Source organism: Aeromicrobium sp. (assembly GCF_036675695.1).
In the GTDB taxonomy this organism is placed as follows: Bacteria; Actinomycetota; Actinomycetes; order Propionibacteriales; family Nocardioidaceae; genus Aeromicrobium.
Genome location: NZ_JAKFEL010000085.1, coordinates 1 through 14,097, shown reverse-complemented (window position 1 = coordinate 14,097; position 14,097 = coordinate 1). Strand labels below are relative to the sequence as shown.

Sequence of the window (14,097 nt, the reverse complement as noted above, 5' to 3'; positions counted from 1 at the left end):
GTGACGGACCCGTGACATCAGGACTCGGCAGCCCGCAGGACTGCCCCACCCAACTTAGGCTGGCGAGCGTGCCTGCTTCCCTGTCCTCCACCCGCGCCGCCTTGGTCTCGGCAGCCGCGGGGCTGGCGCTCGTCGGGGTCGCGATCGCCGTCCCGGCGTGGACCGGTGAGGACGTACGGGTGCACTGGCCGCCACTTCATGCTGACTGGGATCCTCGCTTCGGATTGCTCACCCTGCCCGCGATCGCCATCGGCCTGATTCTCTGGACAGCGCTCCCTCGGATCGCCGAGCGAGCGACCTGGCGAGTGTTGCTGGTGACCGCGTTTGCCGGAACCTGGATCTGGACCATGGCACTGGCGATGACAGAAGGCTCGGACGGATTGGCGCGCGTCTTCGAAAGACCGGGCGAGTATGTCTACGATGCGCAGCGGGTCGACTCGATCGCGACGATGCTGCAGACATTCGTCGACCACATACCAATGGATTCGCCGGACAACTGGCACACCCACGTCGCCGGCCATCCGCCGGGAGCGCTGCTTTTCTTCGTGCTGCTGGATCGCCTCGGCATCACCGACCCGTTCTGGATCGGCGTCGCCGTCGTCACGATTGGCAGCACCGCCGCCGTCGCCGTGCTGGTGACTCTCAAGACGCTCGGATCCGCAAACCTCGCGCGTCGCGCCATGCCGTGGATCGTGCTGGCACCGACTGCGGTGTGGATGGGCGTCGACGGCGATGCGCTGTTCACAGCGGTCGCCGCGTGGGGCATCGCGCTGCTCGCTATCGCGGCCGTCTCCCGACGAGCCCTACCCGCCATCGCTGCCGGGCTGCTGTTGGGTCTGTGCGTCTACCTTTCGTACGGGCTGGTGCTGCTCGGCATCCTCGCCGTTGCAGTACTGATCATCGCCCGGACGTGGAAGCCGCTGCCGTGGGCGCTCGGCGGCTCAGCGGTGGTCGCCGCGATCTTCACCGCAGTCGGTTTCGCGTGGTGGGAGGCGTACCCAGTACTGCGAGAGCGCTACTACGACGGCATTGCCTCTGAACGGGCGTACTCCTACTGGGTGTGGGCGGACTTCGCCGCTTGGACATTTACCGTGGGTCTGGTCGTCTGGGCGGCGTTCCCCCGGGCTGCCCGCGCATTCCGGGAGGGAGATGTCTTGGCTCGCCTCGCCGGCGCAGCCCTGCTGACTGTGCTCGTCGCGAGCCTGTCTGGCATGAGCAAGGCCGAGGTCGAGCGCATCTGGCTGCCGTTCACGATCTGGATTGTCGCCCTCCCGACACTCCTCCCAGCACGGTGGCATCGTCCCGCCCTTCTGTCCCAGGTCGTCCTCGCCCTGTGCGTCCAACAGCTGCTGCTGACAAGGTGGTGAGCATGGTGATCGGCGCACGACCTCACGTACTCGTGATCGAGGACGACCTGGCGATGCGTGACGTCCTGCGCCGCTACCTGGAACAAGAGTCGTACGAGGTCACGGTCGCCACGGACGGCCGCGACGGACTTGCCGCCGCCCGCGACCTGTCCCCCGACCTGATCGTGCTCGACGTGATGTTGCCTGAGGTGAACGGACTCGACATCTGCCGGCAGCTCCGTGAGACCGACGGCTCGGCCGTGCCGATCATCATGCTGACGGCGTTGGGCGAGACTGACGACCGAATTGCCGGGCTGACAAGCGGCGCTGACGACTATGTGACCAAGCCGTTCAGCGTCAAGGAGCTCACTTTGCGCATCGGCTCGGTCCTACGTCGCAGCCTCGCCCCAGCTGAGAACAGAACGGTCGACGGGCTGAGAACCGACGGCGACCTGACGCTCAACCCCATCGCCCGCGAAGCGCTCCAGTCAGGGGTCGCGCTCCCCCTGACATCACGCGAGTTCGACCTGTTGCACTTTTTCCTGAGCCATCCGCAAGAGGTGTTCAGTCGCGAGGATCTCCTCAAGCACGTGTGGGGTTGGGAGTTCGGCGACCACTCGACGGTCACCGTGCACGTCAAACGACTGCGCCACAAGATCGAGGCCCGCCCGGCCGATCCCAAGCGGATCGTCACCGTCTACGGTCTCGGCTACCGCTGGGACCCGGTGACATGAACTCCGACACCTTGAATGCGCTCTTCATCGGGCTCCTCAGCTCACTGGGCATCGTCGCCATCGGCGCTTTCGTGCTCCGCCGGCTGCAGGCTCGCGCATTGACAACCTCGATCGTCCTGCTGACCCTGGTGCCCCTCGTCGCGATCATCGTCGGGGTGGTCGGCACGAGCCAGTTCATGTTCACGACGGAACTGCGCCGTACCGCCACCGTCTGGCTCGTCGTGACGGCGGTCAGCGTGCCCAGCGCCATCGTTCTCGGCAGTTCATTGGCCCGCAAGATCGTCTGGGAGCGCGAAGCGCTCGAGCGGGAACGCAGCGCCGAGCGGTCGCGCCGGGAGTTGCTCGCCTGGCTGAGTCACGACCTTCGTACACCGATCGCCGGTGTGCAAGCCATGACGGAGGCGCTTGAGGACGGCGTCGTGTCGTCGCCCGAGGACGTCAAGCAGTACGCCCAGCTGATTCGTTCCGAGACTCTGCGACTTGCCTCCATGATCGACGACCTGTTCGAGATGTCTCAGATCAACGCCGGAACGCTGTCTCTTGACGTGGGTCCCATCACGGTCGACGACGTCGTACGCTCTGCCGTCGAAGCCGCGGCACTCACGGCTGAACGCCGCGGCGTGCAGGTCACCGTCAACGGCCGGCCACACGGAACGCTCGCTGTCGGCGCAGCTCCCGAGCTGATGAGAGTGCTGCACAATCTTCTTGGGAACGCCATCCGGCACACGCCCGACGGGGGCACCGTCAGAGTGTCGATCGGATCCGACCGGTCAGAGGTGTGGCTCCGGGTCGAAGACGCGTGCGGGGGGATCCCGGACCACGACCTCGCCAAGGTCTTCGACATGGGATTTCGCGGCACTGCGGCGCGCGGGTCCCAGGGGGAAGGCGCGGGCATGGGTCTGGCGATAGCCCGCGGGCTCCTTGACGCGCAATCTGGCCGGATCGACGTCCGCAACCACGAGTCCGGGTGCCAGTTCGAGATCCGCCTGCCTGCTGCTTGAGGACGTGGCTCAACGACGTCGCAGCGGATCGGTCGCCAGACGAGCCAGCCCCTCCTCTGGGTGGACTTCGGCGAGGAAGCCCAGTCCATCGGCGGCGGCCTTCGGAGAGGCGACCACATGGCGTACGTCGAAGCGCCGATAGTCGCCTATGACAACAGGAGCGTCTCCGCCGGCAGCGTTCGAAAGTGTCGCGGCCATCTGCCCGATCGTGAAGGGATGCCCCGACGCGACGTTGTATGCCGTCACTCCCGTCCCGTGCCGGGCCACCTGCTCGATCGCGAGAACGTTGGCGCGGGCCACGTCGCTGACGTGGACGAAGTCGCGCATCTGAGCGCCGTCTTCGAAGACCTTGGGCGCTTCGCCGCGCGCGATCGCGGAGCGGAAGATCGCTGCGACGCCGGCATAGGGTGTGTCCGCGGGCATACCCGGGCCGTAGACGTTGTGATAGCGCAGCGCGATCGCCCGGGCGTCCTCAAGCGTGCACCAAGCCCCGACGTAGTGCTCCTGCGCAACCTTCGAGGCGGCATAGCTCGTGCGCGGCAGGAACGGTGTGTCCTCGGCGATCTGACGCCACTTGATGTCACCGCCGCAGATCGGGCAGAGCGGATCGAAGCGCCCAGCCTCGAGATCGTCCTCCCGGCGCGCGGCCGGCGGCACGTCCCCGTCCTGTGGGCACGTGTAGCGGCCGTCGCCGTACACCACCATCGACGAGGCAAGTACGAGATGTTTGACACCAGTGCGAGCCATTGCCGCCAGGAGGTGAGCAGTTCCGGCGTCGTTGTGCTCGGCGTAGCCGGGGAGGTCCTGCGCATCGATGCCATTGCCGACCATCGCCGCCTGGTGGCATACGACGTCGACGCCTTCGAGCAGCTGGTCCAGCGGATCGTGTCGTATGTCGCGACGTTCGATACCTGGTCCGACGATTGGCCTCTCGCCGTGAGCCATGGACAAGAATCCGTCGACCGCGACGACCTCGTGTCCGGCGATTTTGGCCAGGTCGACGATGTGGGCACCGATGAACCCCGCTGCCCCCGTGACCAGAACCTTCACGGAAGCTCCATCGGCAGGTTCATGCCATCAACGGCGTGCGAGCACAGGCAGTCGCGCTCGGTACCGAGGCCGCCGATCACGTCGGTCAGAACCGATTTCAGCGTGTCTGTGTGGGCGGCGAACACTTCGAAGACAGCGTCGACGCTCACTGCCGTTGCTTCATCGACGCCCGCATCGTGATCGGTGACCAGGCAGACCGTGGCGTAGCAAAGGGTCATCTCGCGGGCGAGGATCGCTTCGGGGTGGCTCGTCATACCGATCACGGCCCACCCCTGCGCGGCATACCAGCGAGACTCCGCGCGTGTCGAGAAGCGTGGGCCCTCGATCACCACCAGCGTGCCGCCGTCGACGGGGTCGTTCGCGGCGAGACCGTTGAGCAGGTGACCGCGCAGCCGTGAGCAGTAGGGATCGGAGAACGACACGTGGCAGGCGCCTTCGTCGTAGTACGTCTGGATCCGCGCGGTGGTCCGGTCGACCAACTGATCCGGCACAAGGAACGTGCCCGGCCCGTGTTCGACCTGCAGTCCGCCGACCGCGCAGGGAGCAAGCACCTGCCGTACGCCGAGACTTCGCAGCGCCCACATGTTGGCGCGGTAGTTGACCTGGTGGGCTGGGAACTGGTGGTTGGCGCCGTGCCTCGGCAGGAATGCGACAGCACGATCGCTGACCTTGCCGATCGCGATCGGAGCCGATGGCTTTCCATACGGAGTCTCGATCTCGATCTCTCGTGGATCGTCAAGGAAGGTGTAGAAGCCGGAGCCGCCAATCACGGCGATGTCAGGACGTTCGAACTCGCTCATGTCCCGAGCATGTCATCCGCGCGTCCGTTCGGGCCGATCGAACTCAGACCGTCACGGACTCGTCACGGACTCGTCACGACAAGAACCCGGGAAACACTGAAGCCCAGCTCCGTGACGGAGCCGGGCTTGTCGTGTGGCCGGTGCAGGGTCGCTCCCGTCGCTGCGTCTTTCAGCCTCACTTCTGGTCACGTTCCTCGGGCCCCAAGCCCACCCGATCGATGCCACGCGCTAGCGTCCTCCCATGGAAATTTCTGGAGCATCTGCCATCGTCACCGGAGGCGCGTCGGGCATCGGCGCCGCTGTAAGCCGTCAACTCGCCGCCAAGGGCGCGCTCGTTGTCGTCGCCGACCTCAAGGAGGACGACGGCCAATCCCTCGCGCGCGAGATCGGGGGCGTATTCATCCGGGTCGACGTGACCGACACCGAACAGATCAAGACTGCGATCGCCGCCGCCGAGGAACTCGCTCCCCTGCGAGTGCTCGTCAACTCAGCCGGAATCGGCTGGGCCCAGCGCACGATCGGCCGCGACGGCACCTTCGACTCCGCACACGACCTGGATGCTTACAAGAAGGTCATCCAGATCAACCTGATCGGCACCTTCGACGCAACACGCCTGGCCGCGACGGCAATCAGCCGCACCGATCCACTGGAGTCCGGAGAACGAGGCGCCATCTGCAACCTCGCCTCGGTGGCTGCTTTCGACGGCCAGATCGGCCAAGCCGCCTACTCCTCGTCCAAGGGTGGCGTCGTCGGGATGACCCTGCCGATCGCCCGCGACCTTGCCGCGTCCGGTATCCGTGTCAACACCGTCGCTCCCGGCCTGATCGACACCCCGATCTACGGCGAGGGTGAAGCCTCAGAGGCGTTCAAGGCCAAGCTCGGCGAATCGGTCAACTTTCCGAAGCGACTCGGATTTCCCGACGAACTTGCCAGCATGGTCATCGAGTGCGTCACCAACTCGTACATGAACGGCGAGACGGTTCGCGTCGACGGCGCAATCCGGATGCCTCCCAAGTAGGTTTACGAAACTCTGGAAACACTGAAGCCCGGCTCCGTGACGGAGCCGGGCTTTTGTGTGGCAGGTGCAGGGTTCGAACCTGCGTAGGCGTTGCCGTCTGATTTACAGCCCGTGCCCACCGCTCCCCTGACCAGCAGCGATACCGGCAACTGGCCGGGCTCACCCCAATATTCCCCCCAGATTCTCGACCTCAGTCGGACGCAGACACCGCCGTACGTACACCTGTGTCGAGCGAGTCGACACCAAGTGTCAACACTCCGCCGGTCCGAGTGGGTTCGTCATGTCAGGTTTCCCTGGCATCGCCTTGACCCTGTCACGGATCAAGCCGAGAAACTCGTCGGTCCCAACAGCCCGCTGACCATGGGTTTGGCGTTGTGGCGTGGCAGGCTCGACCCAGGTATGTGCTGAGTGAGTGGGCATCATTGGAAGCGGTCATCTTCCCGATCGCCTGCCTACGAGGACTTCCCACAATGGGCTAGATTCCGTCGACCTGGACGAAAGTCTCAACGAACGACACCCCCAGAGCGGCGGTCAAGAGCACCGACCAGAGGATCCATGTAGCCGAGCCTCGCGACATACACAATAGGGAGGCTAGGCACCCTGCCGCAGCGAGTAACACCATGAATACACGCATCACAATCTCCGTGAAGCGAGGCTGAACGCCAAGTTCTGACCACCCGGCCAACAGACCAACGGAATCGAGCGCGGCAATAGCCCCAAACGCTGAGCAGACTACAACCAGAACCAGTCCGAGCGCCCAAGCGTACCTTTTCGGTCCGCCAGATCGGTTGTCCATTCGCACCTCAAGCTCCATTTCACCAGTACCAAAAACGAACTCGAGAGTACGTGGTTTCCATCCGTTCGTAGACTCCGCCGGTTGTGGAGTAGCACCACGAGAGGATGGCATAGCACATCCACCTCTTCATACCGATGACATCCTTCTCCTGCGTCTGAGCTGCAACTATCCGACCTGAGGCGGCGTTGTAGACCATTCGGATCCTGTAGTACGACTTGTACTTAAACTTGATCTCAATCCGAACTTTTGTGACAGCGCCCACAAGGTACTTGTTCACCCACCCAGGGACTTTGCCCTTAAACGAGAAAACACTCTTGCGCTTTGAGTACGACGTGCCAATGTATCTCCATTTCGACCACTTGCCATACTCGAGCGCAGTTCCGAGCAGATCAGACTGATTGATCGGATCAGCCGGATAGATGTATGTGTTGTCATTGCCACCAGCGATGGGGTCTCGCGATAGGAACCGTCCCGTGATGGGGTTATAGAGCCGAGCCCCCATCAGGGTCAAGCCACCAACACCATCTGCGGATCGCTGGTGTGCGCCAAGTGGGCCGTACGTACCACCAAACTGCGGCATGTCTGCATGGGGGAGTCCGTATTCAGTGAACTCTTGATAGTTCTGCAGCCCAAGTCCGCCCCCAGAAATTGGCAGTGTGCTAACGATGTCCCCGACCATGTCCGTAATTTGCAGGCGGCTTGTTCCGTCCGACCCCTGTTCTATTGCGAGTTGACCGTCGGGGCCGCTGACCCAGCGTGTCCAGGTATTCGTCCAGGACGTAGATCCATCGGGGCGAGTTGCGGTGTCCACCCAACTCGGGGAGTCACTGTTATCAGCGTAGTGATTCGTCGCCTCCTTCAAATCGACGCCACTTGTGGCGCTTGTCGTCGTCGAGATGCGCGAGGCGGCATCGAGCGTGTGTGTGTTGGATTGCGTCCCCTGCTCGATCTTCGCGACCATCTCGTTCGAGTGATAGTCGATTGAGGCTGCCGAGCCAGCCGGCTGATCTGTATCGACGGCCGGCAGCGTGCGAGTTCGCCCGAGATCGTCGTAGGCGTAGCCGCTGTCGGTGATCTTGGAGTCCGCGTCAAATGTGCTCGTATCGGTCACCGGAGAAGCGTCAGTGCAGGACCCGTCGCCGGTAGGGGCCGATGTCTCAAGCTTCGTCCGATTGGAGTCAAGGCTGAACTCGTACTTGCGTGTCGTGCACCCACCAAGGAAAAAGTGGTCCTTGACCTCGACTAGTCGGTCCCGGCCGTCGAACTTGAACTCCTTGTGAGTCAGTACCGACTGGGCTAACCGAATCCGACCCTGAGCGTCGTATTGGGCGAGCTGTCCAGTGAGGACCACCCCATCGCGGCTGTACACAAGCGCAGTTTGCCTGTCTACGTGGTCGTAGGTCGACTTGGCGATGATGCCCCCTGGCATTTGCCGTTCGATCTCATTGCCGCCTGTGTCATATGCCGACTTGAATTCGTCAGGTCCACTGGGCAGGCCGACGTCCAACTTGGTGACTAGACCGCGACGCTCTACCTCCCCACGGGCATCTGAGCCGTCATAGGTGTACGTATAACTTCCCTTGCCGTCATCGAGAGTATGAACTCTTCCTGCAGCATTGTAGGAAATGGTCGCGGTGTTGCCTTGGCCGTCAGTACGAGTGAGCATTCTCCCCCAATCGTCATAGGTGGTGGCGATCGTCGATCCACCGGCCGCAAAGCTAACCTGCGCACCGGTTGAGGGCGAATAGGAGTATGTGGTGTCGGGAACCGCTTGATCTCCAGACGGAGCGCCACCCACGTTCACTTTGCTCTGAGTGACTCGGCCGACGGAATCGTAGATCTCAACTGATGTTCGGGTCATGGAGCCCGCGGCCTCGATATTCCGTGTCTCGTTTTGCAGGTAGTCGAACCCTGTGGAAGTAGTGACGGGTGAGTTGCCGCCTGCGGGACCAGTCTGACAGACCAGGTCCACCCACTCGGGGCGGTTGCGGCAGCCTGCGATCGGACTGGAACCATCTGCTGTGAAGTAGTGCATAGTCGTTGATCGGGCATCGCTACCTGCACCGTCGTGGCTTGCCACGCCTTGCGGTGTGCGGGTTTCGATGAGCATTCCACGAACGTCGTATCGATTGAGTTCGGTGGACCATCCGCCGCCAAGCTGAGTCGAGATTCGACTGGCCAAGCCCTGCTCCCACCCATCCGCGTCGCTAGACTCGACCTTGTCGTATCGATAGCGAGTCTTCCTGGTGTCGTATTGGGTCGTCCCGGCCAACATGGAGTTGCGCTCCTCAACCACGAGGTTCGGTTTCGGGTCATTAGGGTCGGTCGACGGAGTAGGTCGGCCTGGGACAGGCACACTCTCAGATGTCGCCTCATCGTCATACACATACTCAGTTACCGGCCGCCCAGTGAGACCGGTGCCGTTTTCCAAAATCACGTAGCGCAGAGGCGCGATGGAAAACTCCTCTCTCGTGCCGTCCGCGCTGTACCCGTGGAGCGTGCCCATGAGGTTTCGGATGGCCCAGGGGTCGAGGTTCGCCGCACGACTGGCATCCAGTGCGTGGGCATCGAGGCTCCAGGTGAGATTCCCGCGAGTGTCGTGCGCTTGCGAATCGATCAGCCATTCTCCCGCACCGAAATGCGTCGTGTTCGTGACGACTCCATCGCGCGTGAAGTAGAAGATGTCGGCATACCGGTAGTCCGAAGTGTCGGGTGCATCCGGACCGAACACTGCGGTTCCGCGCAGGGGCGCAACCGGTTGCTGCCACGCCGATACGCCTTGGCTACTGAGGTCAGGCAAGCCGCTCCCGCTGGTTGCGACGTCGTACTTCAGTCGCCATGTCGCCGTGCCGCCCACAGCGGAGTCCTGCTGCCGTGTGATCGTCTCGAGTTCACCCGTTGATTTGAGATTGAACTCCCAGGGCTTCAGCCCTGGTGTTTGGAGGGTATCCAAGTATGTCTGACCACCCACGACCTGATAGCTGTACTCGCTCTCCAAGGGCCCGGATCCACTGGTCAACCGCGGGTCCCAGGAAGCAGTCAGTTTGCCACCGGAGTCGTAGTCATATCGGACAACAGTCGTCGTGCTCATTGCGCCCGTGCCAGGCGCACCGTTGCTTCCGGGTTGAGGGTCCCAAGTCTTGAAGTCGACCTTGTCGAGACGCTTCTCCCCAGCGACCGTCACGTAGTCGAGCAACAGTGCGCTACAGCCGCGGTTCTGAGTGGTGGCATTGCAGGTCACCCCAGTTGGCCCGTCGTACATGCCGGTCACAAGGCCATTGCTGTCATGCGTGTAGGTGATTGGCGGGTCAGCTGTCGGATCGTCGACCTTCTTGATCGTCCAGGTGTCACCGGAAATATGCTCCCAAACGGTCGCCGCGCCTTCGGTGTCGGTGAGCACCAGAGTCTTGGGCGTGCCGGCGACGATTTCGAGCTTCTCGTTCAACGTTTCAGCCTCACCCTGAGGCTCGTATATGCCGACAGCCTGCGCTCCCTTGCTGCCAGACTCATGACTGTAGATCGTTGACGCGCCATCGACGATCAATGTGATCGTGCCGTTTGACGCCGTCTCATCAACAACAGTCGCGGTTCCCAACCCCGTGGGGGGACCGTCGAGGTTCGCTGACCAACCCGGGCCGAATACCGATTCGGACGCAGATGTAGGGCCTTCGTAAGACTTGTAACTACGCGACAGAGTCAATCCGGGTACTTCTACATCGGTCATACCGAGCTGGAACTCGCCCGTGTGGAGCGCGACCTCCGCCGGTCCCACTGAAGTGGTGGGAAACGTGCCACCAAATGCGTGGGGCACGAGAGCAAGACTGGTAACAACCGTGCAGCGGTCGGGGCCCGAGCTGAAGCTGAAGCAGACACGCGCCTCCACGAGCGACGGATTTTGAGCGCCGGACTCTTCTGCCGCAGCCCAACTAACCACGCCGGTTCGCGACATGTTGCCTTGAGTGGTGGTTGCGCCAGCCCACGCGCTACCGCCTTGACTAACCTCCGTGGCATCGATCCAGGTCGTGTCACCGGCGAGGCGCCACTGCAACTTGGCGTTCGTAGCACCAGACTTCGATGTTGCGTTCACGGAGAACCGATTGACCGATCGTGTGCCGCTGAGGGGGCTTGTGAGCGCACCATCGCCGATCCCGAAGGTGTGGCTCTTAGCACTGCCGTTTCCGGCTTTGTCCCAGGCAGTCACGTCGAGGTCAAACATTCCGTTGGTCGGCAAGTCGAACGACTTTGACGTTGTTCCGCTCGACAATGCTGGGAATTCGACCTGTTCACCGTTCAAGATCGCGCCGACCTTTTCGGTGCCTGATCCGGCAGTGATGGTGCAGGTGCTGGCGGTCGCTGGGCGCGTGTCGTACCAGGCATCAGCGGTCGTTGAAGTACACGCGATTGTCGGGGCCGCGGGAGCCGTCGTGTCCACAACGACAGTGGTGGCGGGTGACCAGGCCGAGGTCAACGCCCCGTCGCTCACTCGCCACTGCGAAAGGTATGTACCTGCGGTTAACGCCGTCGAAGGTTTGCGCGTGACGCGGGTGCCAGAAGGGACAGGACTAAGCGTCGCGGAGTCGACTGTTACGCCAGCCTTCGTGAGCTTGAACTCGGCCTCCACCTGGCTGCCGTCTGCATCGGCGACACCGGCGGCGAAAGTTGGCTTGGTTGCCGAGGTGAGGAGGTCAGAGCCATCCTGCACAGTCGGAGTGACTTCAAGATTGGACGGGACGCCTGGCTTGGTGTTGTAGGTGATTGAAAGCTTCGGCGCCTTGGCGGCGTCCCCATTCTCCATGGAGTGGAAGCGTCGGAATCCGGATGCGGCTGACTCGTTGTCAGCCTTGATCTGAACACCGAGATTTGCTGCTCCGCCAATCCAATCGTTGACAATGGCGGTTGCGTCGAACGACACAACACCCTCGGCAGGACACGCAGACGCACCAAACGACTGTGACGACGACGTGCCCGAAGACGCAGTGGCTGGCTGCGTGCTCCAGGTGATCGCGCCGGGAGTCCAGCTGCCAGTGATCTGGCGCATCGTCAGATCGGTACCAGTGCATGCACCCGTCGCGTAGTTCGTCAGGTCAACCGTTGCATCCGAAACCACAACATCCGAAGACAGAGAGGAAACGTCGAAGTTCAAGTACGACCTCGCCTTCACGACACCCAGGGAGCTGCTGCCGACCTGAAGCTGGGTGGAGGCGATCTGACTCGAGGAATTCAGAAGCGAATCGACCCAAGTGTCGGACGCAACGTTGAGCACAATTGATGGGTCCACCGTCACAGGAAACTCAGTCTTGGGGTCCGTGAGGAACTCCATGCTCGGCCGCAGCACGAGCGCGCCCTCCACCAACTTCGCCTCAACGGGTACTGCAGTCTTGTCTTCTGCTTCAGACGAATCCCACATCACCGGGGCACTCGACGAAGCGACGACCTTCTTGCCCGACTTGAAGAGCATCGAACCGTTCTCGGCCATCGTGGCTTCGAGGCCCTCGAGCTCAAGTGGGAACGCGAATTCAAAGGGGTCAGCATCTGCTGACGGGCGCTCGTCCACGACCACAGAGAAGTTGAATCCCCCAGGGAACGACCGGATGACCAGGTCATTGCCCCCTGCGGCCGACTTGTACGTAAGCGTGGAGTCCTTGATCGTTGGAGCGGGCAGATTCTTGTCGATCTTGACGCCGACCGACCTGTCCTTGCCGGACCGCAGTGTGCCCACAGTCTTGTCACCACCATCAGAGAAGGTCACATCTTCCCCGCTCGCTCCCGGCTTGATCTTCCCCTCCTCGCGAACGAGCTCTGTGTCCAGTGGAGCAAGCTCTCCCTTGCTGTCTTTCGTCTGAGTCGGGCCAGCGAATGTCTCGGTCGTCCACGATCCGTCAGGGTTAGCGAAGCTTGACGAGCTCTCCGTTCGAGCTGAGAGGTCTTCTACGCGGGACTTCTGTGCTTGCGCTGTCGACATCGCCGATACACGGTCGGGGCGCGACGCCACTTTCGAAGACTTCGCGTCTCCGTCCGACTTCTCCGGCGTGGTTTCCAAAGCGCTCGCACTTAGACCGCTGCCGACTAGTGACAGCGCCACCAGGATCGCAATACTCCGTAGAAGCGTCCGGCCTAGCGCGCCTGCCTTCGAAGAAGGTTGGTTGTTGTGCAAAGAACTCGTGAAATTCATGAGACTCCGTCAGCTTGCGCCAGACTCGACGCGTCGGCCCCCCGGGACCAATGCCCGTAGTGCCGAGTTGAACGCGAAACACGCACGCTTCAGCCGCCAAGGGTGTACTTCACTGACTCATCGCGCTTCGGCACCAGAATTCACAGCTGACTGCGAAAATGTTTTGAGAACATGAGATCCACCCTGACCCGGAACGCCGGACCTGTCGTTGGGCGCTGAGGCTAGGCAGATCCGCTCAGGCGGAGTAGGCCACGATCTCGGTGCCTTTCGAACACTTGTCCCCGGCAACGGAGACCGGGAAACCGTACTGCTTGAAGGCATCGCATTGGGGGTAGACCTGCCCTCCAAGCACCTTCCTCCACTTGCCATCGACCTTGGCCCAATAGAGACGGGCGCCCGTGCATGCTGCGAATTCGACCCTGCCCGCGGCGTGTCCAGCAGGGTCTATGACGTCGACGATGAGTTGATCCTTTGGATGGCAATCGGTCATCGCCGTGCCGGAGGCAGTCTGCTGCTTCAGCAGCTCGGCAGCGATGAATGCCTTGAATTCCTCGGGCACACCGTCGAGCTTTGACGTGTCAGCCGGACTCTCGAGCACGACGCCGCCCTCGCCATTCGCGTCTGCGAACCGGACCAAGTGGTGCTGTGCCGGGATTGTCGAGGCAGAACTGGATGCACCAGTCGGCGAAGGGTCAGGTTTGCCAGGTGAATCCGACCCGCATCCGCTCACGAGTGCCAACACCGCGCCGAGCGCGGCCAATACAGTCACGGCTTTGGGATGCATCTGCCAATGCTGGCACATCGCGGCGAAACCCCTTCAAGCGTTCAGGATTTCATCCCACAAGTCGCCCTATTTTCACTGAAATTCAACAAGTTTCTTTGCCTCTGGCGTGGGAAACTTTGGTCGCGCGAATCGTGACAGCTGACCCGTGAATTTCGACGGGTTGCCGCGATGAACGGGCATGACAAACCCACAGAAAAGTCGGCGTCCACGCCGCATCGCATTCACCATTTTGGCTGCATTCTTGGCTGCGGCTCTACCTGGGCCGGCTCAGGCCAGCGGTCCGGCGGTTCAATCAATTGGGCAGTGTCCGAGCGGATACTTCTGCGTCTGGAGCGGCACCAGCTTCACCGGAACGATCTGGAAAACGAACGTGACAAGCTCGTACAAGAGCATCGG

9 protein-coding genes are annotated in these 14,097 nt (G+C 62.1%); 5 read left to right on the top strand and 4 right to left on the bottom strand.

From position 1 onward, the window contains the following. Positions 1-68 precede the first annotated feature (68 nt). The 3 genes from V6M39_RS05500 to V6M39_RS05490 are packed head-to-tail and all read left to right on the top strand — an operon-like array spanning position 69 to position 3,081. A complete protein-coding gene (locus V6M39_RS05500; RefSeq protein ID WP_332642738.1) occupies positions 69-1,367 on the top strand; it encodes a hypothetical protein in 1,299 nt (432 codons plus the stop codon). A gap of 2 nt (positions 1,368-1,369) precedes the next feature. After that, complete coding sequence (locus V6M39_RS05495) at positions 1,370-2,080, top strand: response regulator transcription factor (protein WP_332642737.1); 711 nt, start codon at positions 1,370-1,372, stop codon at positions 2,078-2,080. Then, positions 2,077-3,081, top strand: a complete 1,005-nt coding sequence (locus V6M39_RS05490) for a sensor histidine kinase (protein ID WP_332642735.1) — start codon at positions 2,077-2,079, stop codon at positions 3,079-3,081. Before V6M39_RS05495 ends, V6M39_RS05490 begins: the two co-directional genes overlap by 4 nt. 9 nt (positions 3,082-3,090) lie before the next feature. On the opposite strand, the gene V6M39_RS05485 is transcribed toward V6M39_RS05490, so the two are convergent. Both V6M39_RS05485 and V6M39_RS05480 read right to left on the bottom strand, forming a co-directional pair. After that, complete coding sequence (locus V6M39_RS05485) at positions 3,091-4,131, bottom strand: NAD-dependent epimerase/dehydratase family protein (RefSeq protein ID WP_332642734.1); 1,041 nt, start codon at positions 4,129-4,131, stop codon at positions 3,091-3,093. After that, positions 4,128-4,931 (bottom strand): S-methyl-5'-thioadenosine phosphorylase, encoded by an 804-nt coding sequence (locus tag V6M39_RS05480; RefSeq protein WP_332642732.1) that lies wholly within the window; start codon positions 4,929-4,931, stop codon positions 4,128-4,130. Before V6M39_RS05480 ends, V6M39_RS05485 begins: the two co-directional genes overlap by 4 nt. Before the next feature lie 241 nt (positions 4,932-5,172). On the opposite strand from V6M39_RS05480, the gene V6M39_RS05475 reads away from it, so the two are divergent. Beyond that, positions 5,173-5,949, top strand: coding sequence for an SDR family NAD(P)-dependent oxidoreductase (locus V6M39_RS05475; protein WP_332642731.1), 777 nt, complete (start codon positions 5,173-5,175; stop codon positions 5,947-5,949). Between the two features lie 815 nt (positions 5,950-6,764). Here the strand turns inward: V6M39_RS05475 and V6M39_RS05470 are convergent. Beyond that, a complete protein-coding gene (locus tag V6M39_RS05470) occupies positions 6,765-12,095 on the bottom strand; it encodes a DNRLRE domain-containing protein (protein WP_332642730.1) in 5,331 nt (1,776 codons plus the stop codon). Positions 12,096-13,152: 1,057 nt separating this feature from the next. Further along, positions 13,153-13,686, bottom strand: a complete 534-nt coding sequence (locus V6M39_RS05465) for a hypothetical protein (RefSeq protein WP_332642729.1) — start codon at positions 13,684-13,686, stop codon at positions 13,153-13,155. A gap of 193 nt (positions 13,687-13,879) precedes the next feature. On the opposite strand from V6M39_RS05465, the gene V6M39_RS18035 reads away from it, so the two are divergent. Continuing rightward, positions 13,880-14,097: peptidase inhibitor family I36 protein (locus V6M39_RS18035; protein WP_442880693.1), on the top strand; the 218-nt coding region annotated here is incomplete at its 3' end.

Coding starts and splice junctions, on each gene's coding strand:
- V6M39_RS05495 (WP_332642737.1), top strand. CDS start 1,370: ATGGTGATCGGCGCACGACCTCACGTACTCGTGATCGAGGACGACCTG.
- V6M39_RS05490 (WP_332642735.1), top strand. CDS start 2,077: ATGAACTCCGACACCTTGAATGCGCTCTTCATCGGGCTCCTCAGCTCA.
- V6M39_RS05480 (WP_332642732.1), bottom strand. CDS start 4,931: ATGAGCGAGTTCGAACGTCCTGACATCGCCGTGATTGGCGGCTCCGGC.
- V6M39_RS05475 (WP_332642731.1), top strand. CDS start 5,173: ATGGAAATTTCTGGAGCATCTGCCATCGTCACCGGAGGCGCGTCGGGC.